The organism is Bradyrhizobium sp. 61, from assembly GCF_023073075.1.
GTDB lineage: Bacteria > Pseudomonadota > Alphaproteobacteria > Rhizobiales > Xanthobacteraceae > Bradyrhizobium > Bradyrhizobium barranii.
Genome location: NZ_JADPIU010000108.1, coordinates 1 through 20079, shown reverse-complemented (window position 1 = coordinate 20079; position 20079 = coordinate 1). Strand labels below are relative to the sequence as shown.

At 61.1% G+C, this 20079-nt stretch carries 14 protein-coding genes, 1 tRNA gene and 1 pseudogene; 6 read left to right on the top strand and 10 right to left on the bottom strand.

What is annotated here, in order from left to right:
• Nucleotides 1–45: 45 nt before the first annotated feature.
• Nucleotides 46–1275, top strand: coding sequence for an ABC transporter substrate-binding protein (locus tag IVB46_RS41010; protein WP_247314623.1), 1230 nt, complete (start codon nucleotides 46–48; stop codon nucleotides 1273–1275).
• 70 nt (nucleotides 1276–1345) lie between these two features.
• On the opposite strand, the gene IVB46_RS41005 is transcribed toward IVB46_RS41010, so the two are convergent.
• Nucleotides 1346–2323, bottom strand: coding sequence for a TAXI family TRAP transporter solute-binding subunit (locus IVB46_RS41005; protein WP_247314625.1), 978 nt, complete (start codon nucleotides 2321–2323; stop codon nucleotides 1346–1348).
• Between the two features lie 107 nt (nucleotides 2324–2430).
• On the opposite strand from IVB46_RS41005, the gene IVB46_RS41000 reads away from it, so the two are divergent.
• Both IVB46_RS41000 and IVB46_RS40995 read left to right on the top strand, forming a co-directional pair.
• Nucleotides 2431–3408, top strand: a complete 978-nt coding sequence (locus IVB46_RS41000) for a tripartite tricarboxylate transporter substrate binding protein (protein ID WP_247345458.1) — start codon at nucleotides 2431–2433, stop codon at nucleotides 3406–3408.
• Between the two features lie 344 nt (nucleotides 3409–3752).
• Nucleotides 3753–3828, top strand: a tRNA-Ile gene (locus IVB46_RS40995).
• A gap of 142 nt (nucleotides 3829–3970) precedes the next feature.
• On the opposite strand, the gene IVB46_RS40990 is transcribed toward IVB46_RS40995, so the two are convergent.
• Nucleotides 3971–4369, bottom strand: coding sequence for an ester cyclase (locus IVB46_RS40990; RefSeq protein WP_247314629.1), 399 nt, complete (start codon nucleotides 4367–4369; stop codon nucleotides 3971–3973).
• Between the two features lie 70 nt (nucleotides 4370–4439).
• The gene (locus tag IVB46_RS40985; RefSeq protein ID WP_247314630.1) at nucleotides 4440–4994 is read right to left on the bottom strand and encodes a helix-turn-helix domain-containing protein; all 555 of its coding nucleotides are present in this window, start codon (nucleotides 4992–4994) and stop codon (nucleotides 4440–4442) included.
• A 361-nt stretch (nucleotides 4995–5355) separates the two neighbouring features.
• On the opposite strand from IVB46_RS40985, the gene IVB46_RS40980 reads away from it, so the two are divergent.
• Nucleotides 5356–8739 (top strand): adenylate/guanylate cyclase domain-containing protein, encoded by a 3384-nt coding sequence (locus tag IVB46_RS40980; protein WP_247314632.1) that lies wholly within the window; start codon nucleotides 5356–5358, stop codon nucleotides 8737–8739.
• Here IVB46_RS40980 and IVB46_RS40975 read toward each other — a convergent pair.
• The 7 genes from IVB46_RS40975 to IVB46_RS45170 form a co-directional block, all read right to left on the bottom strand.
• Nucleotides 8729–8983, bottom strand: coding sequence for a hypothetical protein (locus IVB46_RS40975; RefSeq protein WP_208084989.1), 255 nt, complete (start codon nucleotides 8981–8983; stop codon nucleotides 8729–8731). The two genes, IVB46_RS40980 and IVB46_RS40975, sit on opposite strands and share 11 nt — an antisense overlap.
• A 9-nt stretch (nucleotides 8984–8992) precedes the next feature.
• The gene (locus IVB46_RS40970; protein WP_247314635.1) at nucleotides 8993–9691 is read right to left on the bottom strand and encodes a VOC family protein; all 699 of its coding nucleotides are present in this window, start codon (nucleotides 9689–9691) and stop codon (nucleotides 8993–8995) included.
• Between the two features lie 188 nt (nucleotides 9692–9879).
• On the bottom strand, nucleotides 9880–12846 hold the full coding sequence (locus tag IVB46_RS40965) for an FAD-dependent oxidoreductase (protein WP_256468714.1): 2967 nt from the start codon (nucleotides 12844–12846) through the stop codon (nucleotides 9880–9882).
• 286 nt (nucleotides 12847–13132) lie between these two features.
• Entirely contained in the window at nucleotides 13133–13639 is a 507-nt protein-coding gene (locus tag IVB46_RS40960) for a hypothetical protein (protein ID WP_247345454.1), read from the bottom strand.
• A 128-nt stretch (nucleotides 13640–13767) separates the two neighbouring features.
• On the bottom strand, nucleotides 13768–14667 hold the full coding sequence (locus IVB46_RS40955) for a family 1 encapsulin nanocompartment shell protein (protein ID WP_247314641.1): 900 nt from the start codon (nucleotides 14665–14667) through the stop codon (nucleotides 13768–13770).
• 126 nt (nucleotides 14668–14793) lie between these two features.
• Nucleotides 14794–15669 (bottom strand): DUF3237 domain-containing protein, encoded by an 876-nt coding sequence (locus IVB46_RS44990; protein ID WP_256468719.1) that lies wholly within the window; start codon nucleotides 15667–15669, stop codon nucleotides 14794–14796.
• A gap of 672 nt (nucleotides 15670–16341) precedes the next feature.
• Entirely contained in the window at nucleotides 16342–19554 is a 3213-nt protein-coding gene (locus IVB46_RS45170; protein WP_247314645.1) for a DUF3237 family protein, read from the bottom strand.
• Nucleotides 19555–19752: 198 nt separating this feature from the next.
• Between IVB46_RS45170 and IVB46_RS44985 the strand changes: the two genes are divergently transcribed.
• Entirely contained in the window at nucleotides 19753–19881 is a 129-nt protein-coding gene (locus IVB46_RS44985) for a hypothetical protein (RefSeq protein ID WP_256468713.1), read from the top strand.
• A 93-nt stretch (nucleotides 19882–19974) separates the two neighbouring features.
• Nucleotides 19975–20079 (top strand): annotated as a pseudogene (locus tag IVB46_RS40940) (DUF1194 domain-containing protein); the annotation flags it as partial.

The window sequence follows — 20079 nt, the reverse complement described above, 5'->3', positions numbered from 1 at the left end:
ACCCGGGCAACACCGACCAACGAGCCGGATCAGGGGAGGACAAGCGTGAATCCAACGAGATTTGGACTGCCGGTCGCGGCCGGCTTTGCAGCGACGTTCTTGGCGGCGGCGCTGCTGCCGGGTACGGCGTCGGCGCAGGTTTCCGACGACATCGTCAAGATCGGCGTGCTCACCGACATGAACGGCCCCGCCTCCGCGCCGACCGGCCAGGGTTCGGTGACGGCGGCGCAGATGGCGATCGACGATTTCGGCGGCAAGGTGCTCGGCAAGCCGATCAGCATCGTGATCGGCGACCACCAGCTCAAGGCCGATATCGGCGGCGGCATCGCGCGGCGCTGGTACGATGTCGACCAGGTCGACCTGATCGTCGACGTGCCGGTTTCCGCGGTCGGGCTCGCGGTGCAGAACATCGCCAACGAGAAGAAGCGGCTGTTCATCACCCACTCCACCGGCACGGCGGATTTCCACGGCAAGTTCTGCTCGCCCTACGCGATCCAGTGGGTGTTCGACACCCGCGCGCTCGCGGTCGGCACTGCGGATGCGGTGGTCAAGCGCGGCGGCGACAGCTGGTTCTTCATCACCGACGACTACGCCTTCGGCCATTCGCTGGAGCGCGACGCCTCCAGCGTCGTCACCGCCAATGGCGGCAAGGTGCTGGGCTCGGTGCGGCCGCCGCTGGCAACCCCCGACCTCTCCTCCTTCGTGCTGCAGGCGCAGGCCTCCAAGGCCAAGATCATCGGCATTGCCGCAGGTCCCCCCAACAACATGAACGAGATCAAGACCGGCTCGGAGTTCGGCGTGTTCAAGGGCGGCCAGCAGATGGCGGCGCTGCTGGCGCTGATCACCGACATCCACGGCCTCGGCCTGCAGGCCGCCCAAGGGCTGTTGCTGACGACGTCGTTCTATTGGGACATGGACGACAAGACCCGCGAATGGTCGAAGCGCTATTTCGCCAAGATGAACAAGATGCCGTCGATGTGGCAGGCCGGCGTCTATTCGAGCGTGATGCACTATCTCAACGCCATCAAGAAGACCGGCACCGACGATCCGCTCAAGGTCGCGGCGAAGATGCGGGAAAAGCCGATCGAGGATTTCTTCGCCCGCAACGGCAAACTGCGCGAGGACAATCTGATGGTGCACGACCTCTGGCTGGTGCAGGTGAAGACACCGGAGGAGAGCAAATATCCGTGGGACTATTACAAGATCCTCACGACCATCTCGGGCGAGAAGGCGTTTGGCCCACCGGACCCAGCGTGTCCGCTGGTGAAGAAGTGAGATTGGCGAATGGCGAATAGGGAGTGGCGAATGGGGACGCTTCCATTCGCTACTCACCACTCGCCATTCGCTATTTGACGACCCCGATCTCGCGAAAATACTTCATCACGCCCGGATGGATCAGCTCCGGCTTCGGCGCTGCCGCGACCGTGTTCGACGCCGTGGTCTCGCAGGCCTGCGCGAGCTGCTTGCAGAACGCCGCCTCGGCGCCGTGCAGCGTCTTCGCGAGGCGATAGGCGACGTCATCGGGGAGATCCTCGCGCGTGAGGACGAAACTCCACGAGCCGAGCGAGGCGATCGGCTCGGCCTGCTTCGGATAGGAGCCGGCCGGCACGCGCAGCGGCTTCAGGAACGCATGCTTGGCACGAATGCGCGTGATCTCTTCAGCGGTCGGCGCAATGAAGCGCGCGCCTGACGCACTCGATGCCACCGCGGCAAAGCCGGGCCAGCCGATGCCGGCGCCCCACAGCGCGGCGACGCGGCCGTCCTCGACCATCGCGGGGCCATCGCCGGCGCGGTCGAGATAGATCGCCTTGAAGTCCTCGTCCTGCTTCAGACCAAGGCCATCGAGCACGTAGCGCGCCAGGATCGGCAGGCCCGAGCCCTTGGCGCCGAACGCGACGGGCTGGCCGACGAGATCGCGAATGGTCCTGTACGGACTGTCCGCCCGCACCACGAACATGCCGGGGTTGGAATAGATCGCGGTGAGGATCTTCAACCGCACAGGCGCGCGGCCGATGCCGGCAAACGCCTCGTAGGCCGGCTCGCCCGCGACCAGCGCGAGATCGAGCTCGCCCTTCTCCAGCAGCGGAATGTTCTCGTTGCTGCCCTTGGTGTTGCGGGGCGCGATGGTGATTTGCGGATCGGCCGCGTTCATCGCTTCCGCAAAGGCGTTGCCATAGAGCGGAAAGCCGCCGCCGGGCGTCGCGGTACCCAAGCTGAGTGTCGTGGTCGGAATGGCGTTGCCTCCGGTTTGAGCAGCAACGGGGCTTGCGAGTGGATTTGCGAGCAGCGCCGCGCCGAGAAGGATTGTGATTGCGAATCTCATGATGAGTCCCGGCCGCCCCGCGTCAACATCGACTTGCGGCGATGTAGGCAGCGGGCGGTTTTTGTGAAAGCATGCAGCCCAACGACAATAGAACAATGGGAGACGTCATGTTGCGAATTTTGCGTAACACTGTTTTTGGGCTGCTGTTTCTTTCAACTCTCCTCAACGCCTCCCCTCCCGCCTCCGCCGCCGGCTACCCCGACCGCCCCGTGCACTGGATGATCGGCTTCGCCGCCGGCGGCCCGGTCGACATCGTGGCGCGGATCATGGCGCAAGCGCTCTCGGATCGCCTCGGCCAGCAATTCATCGTCGAGAACCGCGCCGGCTCCGGCGGCAACATCGCGGCCGCCGCCGCGATCAACGCAGCTCCCGACGGCTATACGCTGTTGTTCGTCGCGCCCAACAACGCGATCTCGACCTCGCTCTACAAGAAGCTGCCTTACGACTTCCTGCGCGACACCGTGCCGGTCGCGAGCATCATGCAGCTCACCAACATGCTGGTCGTCTCCAACGCAATGCCGGTGAAGACGGTTCAGGAGTTCATCGACTACTGCAAGGCCAATCCCGGCAAGATCTCCTTTGCCTCGTCCGGCAACGGCACCTCGGTGCACATGTCGGCGGAGCTGTTCAAGGTGATGACCAAGTGCGACATGGTGCACGTGCCCTATCGCGGCTCGGCCATCGCCTTCCCCGACATCATCTCCAACAAGGTGCAGCTGATCTTCGACAACCTCCCCTCCGCGCTCGAGCAGTCGCGCGGCGGCACTGTCCGCGCCCTCGGCGTCACCTCGCCGCAGCGCTGGCCAACCGTGCCCGACGTGCCGGCGATCGCCGAGACCGTGCCGGGCTTCGAATCGGTCGGCTTCTACGGCATCTCCGCGCCAAAGGGCACGCCGCCCGAAGTGATCGAGATCCTCAACAAGGCCGTCGGCGAAGCCCTGAAGGACCCGAAGGTCATCGCGCGGCTGACCGAGAATGGCGGCATCCCGAAGCCGATGACATCAGCCGAGTTCGGCAAGCTGGTCGCCGACGAGACCGAGAAGTGGAAGAAGGTGGTGGAGTTCGCCGGGGTTTCGGTGGACTAGGCAGACCTCGCGGCCGGCTTCGTCCGCCCGCTGGCAAGACGTTCGGGGGACCCAAGGGTCTCCCTCAACACAATAACTGCGAAAACAACCCCATGCACCGTAGAACAGGCCAGCGATTACAAGGGGTTACGCACGATGAAAAATGGCTCCTCGCGAGGGTCATTTGACTCGTCGGGCAAAACAGGAGCATAAGGGCATCATCGTCAATTTCGGTAATTCAAAAATTGCTGGCTGCGCTGCTCCGGTGTTTCCATCCGCCGGAGCCAGCATTGCACCCCCGCCTCCATCCCTGTAAACGAACCGCGCACCGTTGCCGGCCGCACATTCGCGGCCGTCCCGCGGCGGGGCCTGTAGCTCAATGGTTAGAGCCGGCCGCTCATAACGGTCTGGTTGCAGGTTCGAGTCCTGCCGGGCCCACCAAGCAAATCAACCACTGTCGCGCCAAATTGGGTCCGATTCGATTCCAACGATTCACGAGTCGAATTCCAAAGAATTGTGGTGCGATCTCGCGGGATTCCATTGAATCGCGAGTTTTTTTTCGACTCAAATGGGCCCATTCGACCTATTTACGTGGCGGCAGCGCTCCAACCTGATGAAGAAGCGCAAACCGGTCCGGCCCCCCCCAGCGCTCGACGAGCTTGCCGTCGGCAAAGCGGCAGATGTCCATGACATCAATGGCGACTGGCTTGCCCGAGCGTGGATCGACGCCCGTTGCCTTGCTGCGTGCCCACACAGTATCGCCAGCCTCCACGACCGCTTCGACCGCAAGTGTCAGATCCCTGATGCTACGCCTCGCATCCTCGATTTGCGCCTTCAGGATTTGCGGACCGGGAATATCGGTGGGCGACAGATACTCGTGCTCGACGAGGTTCTCGGCGCAGATTTCGTCCGCGTCCGTGAGGTCGCCTTGGGAAAAGCCGCGCTCTATGATGGCATTGAAGCGCGCCAGATTCGTCAACATGACAACCGCTCTCCCGCAGCTCGATTGACGACAGACCTAGCGCGAGGACCCAGAAGTGCGCTTGTAAATTTCAGTCATCCGCCGGAAAAAAGATGTTGTCCCACTCGCCGACGAGGCCGCCAGGCGGCAGACCGGCAAAGGCGTGGCGTTCGCGGATGAAATCGGCCTGGTCGAAATAACCGAGTTCGTGGATGATATCCTTCGACGAACGGCTCGGGGTATTGCGACGAGACGCCAGCGCCCGGTCGAACCGGATGGTGCGTGCGAACAGCTTTGGTGCCATTCCGACTTGCGTCGCAAACCGGCGCTGGAATTGACTGGCGCTAAGGCCGGATTTTGCAACACAGTCCTTGATCCGCGCGCGGCCGCCGGCGGCGACCATCATCCGGGACGAAAGGCCGATCGCGCAGTCCTGCGTGCCGCTTTCGAGCATCGACCCGACCCAGCGCTCGACAATGTCGACGCGCTGAGCAAAATCACTTGCCATCCGCACCGCATCGCCAAGCGCCTCGGCGGATTTGCCTAGTCTAGCGGGCGACATGTTCGCTACTGCGGCGGGTGTGGGCGGACGCAGTTGCGCTCTTGGATCGATGCGGTGTTCATCTGCATCGACTGCGTGAAGCAAGGTCGTCGACTTCCAGAGAACGGTCCGGTGCCCCGAGCGGCAAATCAATTTTGCCGGGGGGCCCCGGGCAGGCGATCTTCGCCAGCGCATCGATCAGCAATTCGCTGGTCCGAGGTCCGCGCGGGCACGGATTCGGCAAACTGTCGGAATAGCGCCCGGGCCTGCTCCATGTCGAGCGTCGGTACGTCATGCATTGATTTGTTGGTCCTCTATACCAATCGCTAGCGCACAGGGCGGGCATTCAGGGCTCGATTGGTATCGCGATTCCGCGCCCGTGAGGACGTGCTTTCGCGGTCTTTCTTGTGTAATCTCTTTCTGTAGTCGTCGGGCCAACACTTAGATAGGCGACGCACGGATCACGGTGACCGCGGTGCAACAAATTGCGGACTGGCTCAAAAAGCTCGGCATGTCCGAGTATGCGCAGAGGTTCGCCGAGAACGACATTGATATGGCCGTTCTCCCCGACTTGACCGACCAACATCTCAAAGACCTTGGCGTTTCGCTCGGCCACCGGTTGAAAATGCTGCATGCGATCCGCGATCTCAGCAACGTCTCGGCTGCCGTAACGGCACCTTCTGCACTCGTGGATATCGAGCCAACTCGGCGAGACGACGCCGAGCGTCGCCAACTGACGGTGATGTTCACCGACCTCGTTGGCTCGACCGCGCTCTCGACCACGCTCGACCCAGAGGATCTGCGTTCGGTAATCGGCGCTTATCATAAGTGCGTCGCGGAGACGGTCGCCCGGTTCGACGGCTTCGTGGCCAGGTACATGGGCGATGGGGTGCTCATCTATTTCGGCTATCCCCACGCTCATGAGGATGATGCCGAGCGTGCCGTCCGCGCAGGACTGGCGATCATCGAGGCGATCGGCAATCTGGGTATCCAGGAGCCGCTCCGGGTGCGTATCGGGGTCGCGACAGGCTTGGTCGTGGTTGGCGATCTCGTTGGTGCCGGCGAGGCCCAGGAACGCGGGGTGGTGGGCGAGACGCCGAACCTGGCGTCTCGTCTGCAGGGGATCGCTGAGCCGAGCACGGTTGTCATCGCCGAAGGCACCCGAAGGCTGCTCGGAAACCTCTTCGAGCTACAAGACCTCCGGCCGCAGGACCTCAAGGGCATCGCCGCGCCAACGCGGGCCTGGGTGGCGTTGCGGGCGAGCTCCGTGGAGAGCCGCTTCGAGGCGCTACACGCAACTGGCCTGACTGCCCTCGTCGGGCGGGAGGAAGAACTCGAATTGCTTCTACAGCGTTGGGCCAGGGCAAAGACAGGTGAAGGCCAGGCGGTCCTGATCGCCGGTGAGGCTGGGATCGGCAAGTCGCGTCTCACTGCCGCGCTTCTGGAACGACTCGCCGGAGAGCCGCATACGCGTTTGCGCTATGTCTGCTCGCCGCAGCACACCGACAGCGCGCTATATCCGATCATTGGGCAGATGGAACGTGCCGCCGGGCTGGCGCACGACGATACACTGCACGCGAGGCTCGACAAGCTTGATACCCTGCTCGCTCAGACCTCGACCTCGATCGGGGACGCTTCGCTCTTTGCCGAGATGCTGTCGCTTCCGAATGATGGACGCTATCCCGCCCTCAAATTGACCCCGCAGCAGCACAGGCAGCGAACATTCGAAGCGCTCATCTCACAATTAGAAGCGCTTACACGGCAAAGCCCAGTCTTGATAATCTTTGAGGATGCGCATTGGACCGATCCTACGAGCCTAGAAGCTTTCGGCCGGATCGTGGCCAGGATTGAGACCCTTCGCGCGCTAATGATTGTGATATTCCGCCCGGAATTCGATCCGCCCTGGATCGGGCGGCAGCACGTGACCGCCATGACGATCAATCGGCTGACGAAACACCAAGTCGGCGCCATGATCGACGGCGTAGTCGGCAGCAAGCTGCTGCCGGCGGGCATCAGGCAGGACATCATCGAACGTACCGATGGCGTCCCCCTGTTCGTGGAGGAGATGACGAAGGCAGTGCTGGAGGCGGAGGGCCACGGCGCAGTCGAACGCACGATTGCCGTCATTCCGTCCCCGGCCTGGGCAGTCCCCGCAAGTTTGCACGCCTCATTGATGTCGCGGCTCGACCGGCTCGGCCCCGCCAAAGAAGTGGCACAGATTGGCGCGGCGATCGGCCGGGAGTTTTCGCATGCTCTCCTGGCGGCGGTGGTGCGCGTGCCAGCGGCGGAACTGGGATCAGTGCTGAACCGTCTCATAAAGGCTGGTTTGCTTTTCAGGTTAGGCTCGCCGCCGAATGCAACTTACCTATTCAAGCATGCTTTGGTGCGGGACGCGTCCTATAGCACGTTGCTGCGCCAGCCCCGCCGCGCGCTCCATGCACGCATTGCCGAAGCAATTGAAAGCCAATTCGCCGAAACAGCCGAGAGCCAGCCGGAACGGCTAGCACATCACTGCACTGAGGCCGGGCTGATCGAGAGGGCGGCGGCCTTATGGGGCAAGGCGGGACAGCGGTCGCTAGCGCGTTCAGCGCTAGTAGAGGCGACGGTTCAGCTAATCCGCGCTCTTTCACAGATTGCGACGCTGCCGGGCACACCAGCGCTGCGTGGCGACCAGATCAAACTGGAGGTCGCGCTTGTGAATGCCTTGATGAACACCAAGGGCCACGCGGCCCCTGAGACTATCGCATCTCTCGATCGAGCCCGCGCCTTCATCGAGCAAGCGGAGTCACTCGGAGAGCCCCCTGAAGACCCGTTGCTCCTGTTTTCAGTCCTCTATGGGTTCTGGGTCACGAACTATATAAAGTTCAAAAGCGACGCTCTCCTCGACCTTGCGACAGAGTGCTTGGCGCTTGCCGAGAAGCAGGGAACAATGGTTCCGCTCATGCTTGGGCATCGTATTATGGCTACGTCTCTGACGTGTACGGGCGTCCTTGCAGAAAGTCTGGCACATTACGATCAGGCGATCGCGATCTACAAACCCGCCGAGCATCGTACGCTGGCGGCTCGATTTGGCCAGGACATTAGGGTCGCAGCCCTCTCCTATCGGTCCTGGGCTCTATGGCTTCTTGGCTTCCCCGAGGCTGCAGGCAGAGACGCTGAACAGGCGCTCAAGGAAGCGCGCGAGATCGGCCAAGCAGCCACTTTGATGTATGCCCTGTTCCATACATCCTTTACCCATATCTGCTGCGGAAACTATGCGGCAGCAAGCGCCGAAGCTAATGAACTTGTCCCCCTGGCAGACGAGAGAGGTTCATTGTTTTGGGGGTCGCTCGGAATGGTGGTCCAAGGTTGCGTCTTGGCCCTCACTGGGAAGGCCTCAGACGCGGTCCATGTGATCGACTCGGGTATCATCGCACGTCGGTCAACGGCGGCAACAGCGCTAGTGCCATTCTGCTTGTCGTATCTGGCGGGCGCTCATGCTGAACTCGACCACTTCGATGATGCACGGGACTGCATTCGCGAAGCGATGACCCAGGTAGAAACAACCAAGGAAAGTTGGTTTGAGGCCGAGATCAAGCGCGTGGCAGGCGAAATCGAGCTATCGTCGCCCAACCCAAACGCAACGAAAGCGGAAGAATATTTCGAACATGCGCTGGCGGTCGCTCGTCAGCAGCAGGCAAAGTCCTGGGAACTGCGTGCGGCTGTGAGCATGGCGCGGCTGTGGTACGATCAGGGCAAACGACAGCAGGCCCACGATATTCTCGCCCCGGTCTATGGTTGGTTCACCGAGGGTTTCGACACGCTGGACTTGAAGGAGGCCAAATCGCTGCTGGAGCAGCTCAAGGCATGAGCGAGAGCAGCGAAACGTCGCGCAATTGATCGCTCGAACAGGCGCGCGCATCGATGCCGCCATGACCGCAACCATCGATTTCAAAGGATCGCCGCGCGATGTCGGCGGATCGAGCTTGGCCGCCAAGCCTCGCAAACCGGCCGCGCTCGTTCGGCGTGATGCCGGTGCAGCGGATCGCGATCAAGGCCAATGCGCCGCCGTCAAAGGCGAGCATGCCGCCACATACCGTGCGTCGCGCCGCCACGAAAATACATCACCGGAATCGCATAGTTCGGAGCAAGTGCGAACCGATTGCTGCCTTTGCGACAGGCCCTATCAGGTGACGAACGGGCCTGGCCTTGCCGTCCCAAGTGGCCGCTGCTTGCGTAACTTTTGCGAACATCTCGCGGATACGGGGCTGGAACTCGATCAATTCTACGATCTCGCAACCCCCCGCGATGGAATTGCGCACTGCGTTTGCTTTTTCAGGCGCCACCTCTCCAAGACGAATTCGTTCCATCAGAGGACCGGCGCGAGCAGGCAGGGAAAAATAGGTGAAGCGGGCGCCCGAAAAAGACATCATCTGCTGGATCGTCGCGCCACACGCCTTGGTCTGCGCGACGGACCGCTGGTAATCGTGCGGCTCGACGCAAAAACCGCAGTGCTGAAGACCGCTCCTTCCGGCCGCAAGGAAGGCGCGCCAGCTTGACGGCTCATTGTCGAGCGGCTGAATAAGCTCCAGCTGCACCCCGCCGACCTGGCAGAATCCGAACATGATCAGCGGGCGTGAGGGCCTCTCCAGATACTTGTTATCAGTGACCACCACCGGACCAACCGTGAGCCAGGGCCCGATACCCTGGTCTATCCAGCCCTTGATGGCTTGCTCAAGATCGGGCACCACATAGCCGAGCTGATCAGCGCTTTTCTCAAGCAACGGGATGTCCGCATCGATTGGCTTGCTGAGGCGCTCCATACGATTCTCCGGTGCTGCCGAACGTTGTCGCGCAGACGTTCCGCGACAACCTACTATAACCCTGGAAAGTTGCAGTAGGACGGCTGTGCCGCGGTCGCGCGCAGATGCAGCTTTCCTGGCGGGACTCAATCAAGGGATCTAAGAGCAATCGGGTTACGATGTCCCCATTCATTCCAACCTGAACCCGATTACGCGTCGCGCTGGGTCAGGAAGTTTATGCAAGTGCGCAGCCATTCGAGGTCTGGACCTGCAGGCACACCGGCGAACGCCGAGTTGTGGAATTCGCGCGCTGCAGCCTCTGCAAATTCGGCTGCCGCTCGCTGCGCCCATGGGATGCTCCCGCCGTCCGCGATGATCTGATGTAGCCTCAGCACTTCGCGCGGCAAACGTCGCTCGCGGGGCCGCGCCAGAAAGGTGCTAATCCACGCACGGTCAGTGGGATTCGCCCGACCCAGGGCGTGCGCGAGCAGAAGCGTCCGTTTGCCTTCCCAGAGATCTCCGTCGATCTCCTTGCCGTAACGCCCAATGTCGCCAACCAGGTTAAGAACATCGTCGGTGATCTGGAAAGCCAGTCCAAGCAGATAGCCAAACCGATCAAACCTACCAAGATTCTGGTCCTCGCCGTTGGCAACGAGTGCACCAATCCGCATGGGGTGAATGAAGCTGTACCAGGCCGTTTTCTTGAGCACGAGCCGCAGATAATCGTCTGTCGTAACTGTGAGATCATTGTCTCGTACCCATCCTAGTTCGTTGGCCTGCCCCTCCAAGGTCTCGACGACCATGTGATCGACTTCGTCGAAGATGCGCAGCGCCGTCACCGGGCCGAGCCGCTCGCCGGTCTTGCGGAAAAGGCGCATAGCGAGTGCGTTCATGGAATCGCCGGTGTTCACGGCAATTGGAATCCCGGCGCGACGATGCATTGTCGCAACGCCACGCCGCCAGTCGCTACCGTCTTCAATATCGTCGTGCACGAGAAATGCATTGTGCAGCATTTCCAGGCCGGCGGCGGCAGGAAACGCATCCTCCGCGCGGCCGCCCAGCGCTCTCGCGGTCGCGATGCAGAGGGCAGGACGAAGGCCCTTGCCTGACCGGCCCATGAAATCCGTCACGAGCCCATACAGGTGGCGCTGCGGTTCCCACGTCGGTACACCTTCTGTGAGCATATCGGCCAGCATGTCGCGATACCACACCAGGCGGTCCAGGAAGCCGGCCGGGCCTACGATCTCGCCGGCCAATGGCACAGTGTCCGCGACCTTGATCAACGCATCCTGCAGGGTGGGCACATCAACCAAGCGGCGCGCCATCGTCGCCGGGTCGACCGTATCAAGCGCGCCGACATCATCCGCGGCCGCACTGTGCGGGTCGAGCGTGTCGGCGACGGCATGGGTGAACGGCGATACCTGCTCGAGCAGGGAGCTCGCCTGCTCCAGGAGCGGCGACGCACCGCGTAAGGCGTGGGCAGCTACCTGCGCGAGTGAAGCGTCCCACGGCAGGCCGGCCTGGTATCGCGCAGCATCGTGCAGCCGCCATGGCAGGAGGATTTCAGGTTCGTGCAGCGGCCACAGCTCACAGCGGCTTCCGTCGAATTTCACGGCGTCAAGCAGCCCATTCACTGCGCGCCGAGCCGCCTCATTGGCTGCCTCCATCGTCGCGAGGTCGGTATGCGTGCGAACGTAGTCCGACGCCAGAAAGAGGTTTGGAATGGCGGTGGTCGCCTCGGGACGCAAGGCCCAGGTTTCGACGTGATTCACCAGCAGCGGCTCGGAATTCCGTAGCCAGCCCGGGCGTACCGGATCGTTCTCAATGTTCGCGCTGAGAAACCACGAATGCAAATCCTCATCGCGCAGCACTTCATCACCGGCATCATTGACCGAGCGCTTCAGTTGATTCCATGTCTCGCGCACCACTTCTTCACGCGAGCACCGCATAGCTGGGCGTCCGTCCGATCCCGGCGCCGTCCAATCGGAAAGATCGACCGAGAGGATGCCGTGCACATCGCTGTCTCGGAACAGCTCAGACGGCACATCACGCCAGAACTGAAGCTGCGAGATGCTCGTGAGCGCCCATTCGGTGTCGATGTGAATCACGTGCCCGTGCGCCGACGGCACCGCGCGGTGCAGATAGAACTGTACGCCGTTCATCCACTCCAGGTTCGGAGCCAGCGCGCGCAGGTTGGCGAGCGTCGGGTCGGCTGCCGCCAGGCGGTCGCTCACCAGGGGGACGATGTCCTCGAGCGGGAGCGCCGCCACGTAGTGGTCGCCATGCACCATGATGCGCTGACCTTGCTGGCGAGCGACGACGCCGGTAATCCGTCCGTTCTCGTAAAGGATCTCCTCGACCCGCACGTTCTTGACATACCGCACCCCGCGCGATTCGAGATACGCAAGCCACGGATCGATCCAGACGAGATTCGTCGGCCCGTCGAGCACGCGATCAGTCGATCCCGCGATCGGGTTCAGGATCGTGAGCACCAACTGCACAAAGATGTCGCCGATGGTGCGCGCACTGGCCTTGCGCGCTTTGGACGCCACCAGCGAGCGCGTAATGCCGGTGGCGAGGAACTTCTGGTATGACGCGGACCGCTGCTCGGCGCCGACGAACTCCCACCAGCTCGTGCGCTCGTATTCTGCGAGCCGGCGCTGGTGGCACGACGTGAGTATCTGCCAGACGCGCGCACCGAAGAATGCCAGATCGTCGGGAGTGAGGCCAGTGGAGTGTTCGAACAACAGCAGGATGTCCCGCAACATGGTGCCGGCGTCGCGGGGCGCGAGCGGAAAGCCCGCCGGTACGACGAACGGGGGCTCGTCGTATTGCGTGAACTCCAGTCGCGTGGTCGGCACCAGGTGATCCGCCACCTTGCTCCCGTCAAACGACGGTATGCGGCGCATGGTCTCGATTACGTGCTTGTAGAAACCTGGGAAGAATCGAAACCCATGCTCGCCGGGCACCCGATGCTGGATCGAGCTCCCAGCGCCATCGGCGACCTGATGTCCGCTGGTGTCCTCGCCCTCGTGGAAGACGGGAATGCTGCGGGCCTTGCCTCCCGCAATATCGCCACTCTCGAGCACCACGACATCAAAGCCGCGCTCGACCAACTCGTGCGCGGCACTCATGCCGGCGACACCGCCGCCCAAGACGATAACTTTAGTAGGCATGCTTCACCGAGCCATGACCACTTAGTCCGACTTTTAGCCAGCTTTGGAGGCGTCACCGAGCGCGCGGGACGCGATACATCGGATCACTCTCGACGATCTGACGAGCACTTTCAAGCACGAGCTTCATTGCCCAAAGTTGCCAAACGTACGCCAGCAGCCATCTGTATTTGACCAAGTAGAGAAGCTCGAAGCGATCCGTATTAGGAATTGGGCGAATTTACCGATTGGCCTTCACGGCATCTCCTTAAGCTTAGCCTTTGCCAAGTCCGCGTAGAGCCCCTTGGGATCATGTTCCAAGAACACCCTGAGCGCGGCCTTTAACGATCCGCAGCGCGAGCTCAAAGACGCGCTGCAGATCGGTCAGAGGGGAAGCCTCGGGTTCGCGCACAGGCTGACGGAATTCTCCTGCTTTCAGATCGTATGCGAGGGTAGCCATGGGCGCCCCGCGTTCGTCAATTAAGTCAATGAACAATAGACCGTCACCGATGTCGGTCGGCGCTTCCATAGTTATTCTTTGGTTTTCCGGTTCGACTGTCACAGTTATTTTTTGGTTTTTCGGCGTGTCCTCGTTGATCCTCACGCTTCTGGTTTGGCCAATTGTCTCCCGGGCCTTGTCCTCCGTCATCGCATGGACCGATTCCAAAACTTCAATGTCTATTGTGATTGGCTTTTGTATTATCTTTTTTGCTCGATTAACCTGCCTTGCCGCTTTCTTCGCGGTTTTCTCAGCTACCTTCTTGGCGGCCTCCTTCGGCGCAGCCTTCTTTGCCGCTTTCTTCGCCGGCTTTGGCATTTTTATCTCCTCTTAGTTTTGTACCGAGGCGAGTAGCGATCAAGTGCGCTTAGCCCCCGAGACATTTGTCCGTACACGCCGCGATCGTCGGAAATGTCAATCGCTATGGTGCCCCGAAGTCGCGGCGCCTATTCAATCAGCCGTACGATCGCTTCGGGTTCCTTGATGCGGAGCGCCATCTTTTCGCACACACGGAAGACGAAATTCGGATCGGCTGTGACCTGCAGGAACTGGACGCACACGTCTGTGGCGATGACTAGCTCGACTGGCTCGCCGCCAAGTGCCACAACCACGCCGTTCGCAACGCCGGGAGTGACGTTAAGCGTGGACGAGCGGAGCAGCGGACCGCCGCCCAGAAACGGGAGGATGCGATCTTGCGCCAATACGAGAGCCTCCGTTGGCGTCTGAGCGACAAGAAACAGCGCCTGGTCAAGCACCACCGCGAACGGCCCGAAATGGCCCTGCTCTTCCAGGAGGCCAATGGCCTGGGCTACCCCGACCACCAGCCGCGCGTCTTTGGTGTTGAGCGGCACCGCTGCAATGTTCACCTGCGGCACCTCAGGGAATCGGCGTGGGATTGTCCAAAGTCCACGGCTTACCTGCCCGCCGGTGATTTCCCAGACCCTTTGCCGTGGGCCGACAACTATGGGAGGGGCAAACTGTCCCGGGAATGCCAAGTCTGGCACCAATCCCCTGAAGACGACGGCGTCCTCAAGACGAGCCAGCACGCTGGCAGCGCGCCGGAATAAGGCCAGCACGCTGGTCATCTCCGGATCGGCCATCTGCGCACCGCGCACGAACACTTTTACCTGTAACGTCGCCAACTGGATGACATCCCTGTCCCGAATAGTTATCGCATCCCGCGGGATAACTTCCTCCCTCACGAAGTCGGTATCCCCGGGCAGCGGTCCAAGTAACGGAAGGAATGTCGCCGCGATCCGTACGCGGCTAGCTTCCTCTTGAACGGCTTTGTTGACGCGAGCCCACTGCTCGTCGGTCCAAGGCACTTGCGGATTATCGGTTGTCATCTCAGAGGCCCCCCTAATCAGATACATCGGGAACGAGATGTCGTTTGTGCTTGCGCACGAACGCAAATATCTTGAGCTCAAAACACCGTCTGCGCGCACTCCACGAGTGCGGCTTCGAATAAGTCTTCACTCTACATGTTTTGCTGCCCCCGCCGTTACGACGTATATGTCGTACGAGGCGCGAAGCGTCTTTATGTCCACTCTGCCAACGCCAATACACTGGGCGCGGTTGAGCCAGGCGAGTTCTTTGTCAGCGGTCGCGTAGGTCGGAGCAAGAACGAACGGCGGCAGTATACCGAAGTCGCCGCGGATGGCGCGTGCGTAGCCGTCCGCACCCAGGTCAAGGACGCCATCATACAAGCAATCGATCCGCGCACCAGACCGCGTCTGCAGACACTCCGTCACGTTGACTATTCCAACACCGTCCTTGCGGATGCGCAGCCAGTTGACCCCGCCGGGCCGGACGATCCCCTCGAAGCGCGGCCCAACGAAGCGTCCTTCCGTGACGTGCAAGTTGATCCGCAGTCCATCCGGCATAACGCCTATTACCTCCGTACGGATGGCCACCGTGCCGGCCCAGAGGAACGTGGCATCCCAGTCCCAGCGAGGCTCGCCCGCAGGTAGAGCAGCGGTCTCGACCGGGGCCGCTCCGCAACCCACCTGATACCGGGGACATTTGGCGGACTCCCGTAGGCGCGGAGAGATCGGCTGGCCGGCAAAGCCAAGCACCGGCAGAAACTTCACCGTTCCGCCGGATTGGCCCGGCAGGAGCGCCCGGAATAGCCGACCGTTCGCACCGTGGACGCGCGGCGCGGATTGCCCGATTGCCTGGCGGACCGGGCCTCCGTTCACCCGGTACTCTACCGTGACAGCGTGACCCGGCCGCACTGGAGAGACCGCTACCGTGACCGATGCCGGGGTTCCCGGAGAAATCACCGCGGGCGGCACGGGCGTATCCGCCTCGCCCCATCGCAACTCCGAGCCGTCCCGTGCGCGCTGCATCGAAGGCATGCATGCTGCCGTAGCTAAAGCTTCATCCGTTTGCAGCGTCAGGGAAGGCGCCGGAAGAAACCGGTCACACGCCGGAATAGGCGAGGGCTTTGCCGCAGCTTCCGCGAAAACGCACGGCCGTCTATCGACGAATCCGCGCGACGGGGAATTCACCGGACGCTCCGCGGCGTGAGATCGAGACCCCGGCGCACCCGCCATGCTTCGTCTTCCTCGGCGAGGATTTCGAGTGCGCGCGCAATGAGATCGCCGGGATTGGTCACCATGGGGGGTGTGCAAGCCGCCGCCTGCCGCACCGAGGAGTCTCCCGAGCGCGCAGCGTTTTGGCGTACCGATTGAAGCGCGTCAAAAGGTTGTCGAAGAAGGCCGCGCTTTTGGGCCGCCCCGGTCTGGACGCCAGCCGCATCGGCAAGTCCCGGTAAACGCGACAGCGGCAACGCCCCCGGAGGAGAGAGCCCCGAGTCTTCGACCGCGCTTTTCGATCCATAGCATTTGCCTTGCATTTGCTCGACCGACTTCGGATCCTGGTTCTGTCTAATAGACTACATTGTATTGCGTGTACAGGACAGGGGCTGCTGCCGGTAGTTGGGCAACCTGGTGGATCTCCCCACGCCGGCGCCAGCCCGCTTGCGACGGCGAAAAACCGCTTGCCAGCGGCGCGATACGCTATCGCAAGGCGGATCTGTAGAACCCGATATCGTCTTGGATCACTGCGTCCAGTCCGACTGGTACGCGAGCAGGATTTGCCAGATCAAGCTTCCGAAACGCGATCTTGTCGCGCCAGACCTTTCGCAAAAAATCCTCAAATACGAGAATTGTCAGTCGTTCACCCGCACATCGTCGGTATCCAAAGCCGAACGGAGCAAAGCCGGCATAGTCACAAACCGGATAGCTTCGTTCGTCCGCAACGACAAATAAGGTGCCGAAGCCGCTATTTGTAATATGGGCGTTTCGTCCGTCCTTGACCTTGAAATTGGTGATGTCGAACGGGCACCGTGCCAGGCCGATTTGCCGACACTTGTCATCGTTGATCTGCGCGCTGGTCGGGACGCGGAGATACCGTTGCGGATCGAACGTATTTGGATCCGTCCAGTGAACCGGATCCAGGCTGGTGCTGGCATGCGGCGTGGATACATAGCTGTCCCGTTCAAACGGTAGGCCCAACTTTTGCTGCGGAGACCCCCCGCTTGATCTCGTATCATGGATGGTGGAGACGCTGCCACTGTTCGGCGAAATCACGCGAAACAATTCCATTACGAATAGCTCAAGTGGCGAGAAGGACGCGCCCCCGGCAGCGTCGAAATTTCCGCTCATTGTTTTCTGAAATGACGCCCGCACGGCCTGATCGCCACGGTCTTCCGACAGGAGCGACATGACCCGGAAAATCGCATTGCCCCATTGGCTTAGCGCGACGAAATCGTGGAGGCACTCAATGACCATGTCCTTCTTGCTGAAATGACCGCCGTCCTGGGCATTCTTCAGCCAATGCCAGGCCATGGTTCTCTCGGGATTTTTGATTTTGCCCGATTGGATATCGTCGATGCGTTTGCCGATCCACGATTTGAGAAAATCCTGAAGCTCACGAACCTTCATATAGTTTTGGTAGGTAATTGGCAGCAAGGGATCCCGATACGCAAAGACTGTATTGAACGCCGCTCCTATTTCACGAACCTCACGGGGAATATCGCTGCCAACAAGTCCAAGGTGAAGGTCCCAATAGAGGTCGAAATAGTGGTCGAGGTAATGCTGCATGAATGGCCTGTCAGCGAATTTCTGATCTAAGAGCTTGTCAAAAAAAGCTGTAACTTTGGCGCAGTACATCGGCTTATAGAGATCGGGCGTCACCGCCGAAAAATAGATTCGCTTGCGAAGATTATTCTCACCCCGCTTCTCGAGACCTTGCAGGAAAACCATCACGCCCTCCTCAGGGGTCGGTTTCCAGTCACGATAGATGAGACCAAAACGATCACGAGGGAGTGCATTCTCCTTACTGAAATTAAGGTCAATCATTGGCAACAGGGGCCGCTCCCCTTCGTAAACGTTCGTCAGGAAGAACGGTATGACGACTTTCTCGACGTAGATCGGATCGAAATTGGCAGGAATCGCGGCGCGAAAACGTTCAACCGCGGTGATGATCTGCTCCGGTATCGGTGACTGTGCTGCAGCGCTGGACGCCTCTTGTGCTCGCTCCCCCACCCGCACCACGTACATGTCGAACTGCGCGCGAAGCGCGCTCATGTCCACCTTCCCCACACCGATGCACTGGACGCGGTTGAGCCATTCGAGCCTCGGATCCGCAGTCTCATATGTCGGTGTGACCACGGCGGAGATTTGCTGGTCATACTCACCGCGCAGCGCCCGAGCGTAGCCGTCGGGACCAAAATCGGCGACCCCGCCGTAGGCGCCGTACACGCGAACACGGTCCCGCGTCTCGAAACACGCCCGGACGTTGACGATCGCAATTCCATCCGGGCGGATATGCATCCAGTCCGCCGCGCCGGGTAACACGACGGCATCGTGACCCGGCCCAACGAAGGTCCCTTCCGTGATGTGCCAATTGACCCGGAGGCCGTCGGACATTGGGCCGACCAATTCTTTGCGGAGCACCACCTTCAATGATCCGAGGAAGCTCGTATTCCAAGCCAAGCGGAATGGGGCAGAGGCGGCCTCTTCGGATGCCCCCCAACGAAGGCGCGAGCCGGCGTTTGCCATTCCCTCGCATGCAGCCGAACTGTCGCGGGCGCAACGCGGGGTCTGATCCGCCAGGCCGGTGATCACCCCCCGCACCTTGGGAAAAAAACCCAGCACTTTGGGCGTGAAGCCCCATGCGAGAAGGGTCCGACCTTCTTCCGAACTCCGGTCGAAGTGCAAAGATCCTGGCATCACCGGCTGCAGCCGAGGGGCGACATCGCTTCGCCACTGCCAGCAAACGACCGGCCCCTGCCCGATGCGCGCGACCGCCGGGTAGACGCATTCGGCACCGCGCGGAAGCGCCTGCAGCGTGACGCCGGCTGTTTTGGCCGCCTGAGCTACCACTGACTCGTATGCCGTCGGATCCCCGGTAAGCGCCAGGTCTCCCTGGACGACGCCACGTCTGTGCTGGTCTTTGATCGACAAGTGAAGCCGGCGACCGATGCACGCCATGTCGATGGTCCCGGGCCGCTTGTCGGTACCCATGCGCTCGCGGCCGACGTCGATCGCAACCTGGGTCGTATCGAGCAGTCGGAACATGTACATCCGCGCTTTGTTCTCATACACCGCTGCTGCGGGATCGAACGATCCATCAAGCATCACAAGCACGCTCGATGCGCCGTTGGAGGCCGCCTTCAGGGACGCCTGGCTTTCGGGAGCGTTGTCCGCCACGGCAGCAACCACTATGAACATAGCGGCATACGGCCCGATCGAGGTGTCGGTGAACTTATTCGACCAGAGCTGTGCGACAGCCGCGTGCCTGCCGTCCGCGTACTTCAAGGTTATCGGCCTGTAGCCACTGCCGGCCAATGCGGCATTCACGAGAGGTACATTGGAGCACTCGCCGTAGAGGTGCACCATTTGACCGTTATAATACTGAAGCTCATTCGGCACGACTGCGCCGCTGGCGGTCGTATAGGTCTTGCCCGTGATGATGTACTTGTCGAAGAGTGGTTCGTACCGCTCATTATCGACATCGGACGGTGGCGGCACGAACGCGTCCAAAGTCAACTTGCTCTTCGCTTCTCGGGACAGTTGCTGCTCGAAGGTGCGAAGGACTTCTTGAACGTCCTCTTTGCTATGAGGAATCTGCAAGAGTCGAATGACATCCGAATTTCCGAGCTCGCCGGCTGCGGCGAGCCGAGAGGCCTCGCGGATCATTCCGCTGCTACGAATCGCTGTGCCCACGCTGGTCTCCCTTGAATAGAATGAACCGCGCCAGGAGCCGCGCCGCTTTGTCCGTTCGAACCATTATTCCTGAGCGCGAATGTCGGAATTTATAATATCCTGCTGGTCCTTGCGAATGCCACACTTATCCACCTCCTGGAAGTGATCCGACTTGAGGTATGTGTTGGGCCTCAAGGAGGACTACGGCAAAAACGCTACATGCCCGAAGAGATCGTCGCGAAGCCTGCGGTAGGTCGAATGTCCTGGTCTCGCAGGGCAAAACATGTCCAGGCGATCGGCCAGATCGGCGTGGGCCCTTTCGTCGGCGAGGAATTTCTGGAGGTGTAAACAGCAACGCCGCCAGCGCCAACAGAAAGCCTAGCCCGCAAGTCCGCGCGGGCGGTGGCTTGCATTAGCGGCACATGAGGTCGCGGCCGCGCGACCTCAATTTCCGGTGCGATTAATTTCGCACTGCAGCTGTTCGAAGAGAATCCGTATCGCGGGTTGCGGCGCGTCATCGACATTTCCGGCGATGGGTCTAACAAC

Coding starts and splice junctions, on each gene's coding strand:
- IVB46_RS40990 (WP_247314629.1), bottom strand. CDS start 4,369: ATGTTGACGAATCTGGCGCGCTTCAATGCCATCATAGAGCGCGGCTTT.
- IVB46_RS40970 (WP_247314635.1), bottom strand. CDS start 9,691: ATGGAGCGCCTCAGCAAGCCAATCGATGCGGACATCCCGTTGCTTGAG.
- IVB46_RS44985 (WP_256468713.1), top strand. CDS start 19,753: ATGCCCGAAGAGATCGTCGCGAAGCCTGCGGTAGGTCGAATGTCCTGG.
- IVB46_RS40965 (WP_256468714.1), bottom strand. CDS start 12,846: ATGCCTACTAAAGTTATCGTCTTGGGCGGCGGTGTCGCCGGCATGAGT.
- IVB46_RS41000 (WP_247345458.1), top strand. CDS start 2,431: ATGTTGCGAATTTTGCGTAACACTGTTTTTGGGCTGCTGTTTCTTTCA.
- IVB46_RS40960 (WP_247345454.1), bottom strand. CDS start 13,639: ATGCCAAAGCCGGCGAAGAAAGCGGCAAAGAAGGCTGCGCCGAAGGAG.
- IVB46_RS41005 (WP_247314625.1), bottom strand. CDS start 2,323: ATGAGATTCGCAATCACAATCCTTCTCGGCGCGGCGCTGCTCGCAAAT.
- IVB46_RS44990 (WP_256468719.1), bottom strand. CDS start 15,669: ATGCAGCGCGCACGGGACGGCTCGGAGTTGCGATGGGGCGAGGCGGAT.
- IVB46_RS40955 (WP_247314641.1), bottom strand. CDS start 14,667: ATGACAACCGATAATCCGCAAGTGCCTTGGACCGACGAGCAGTGGGCT.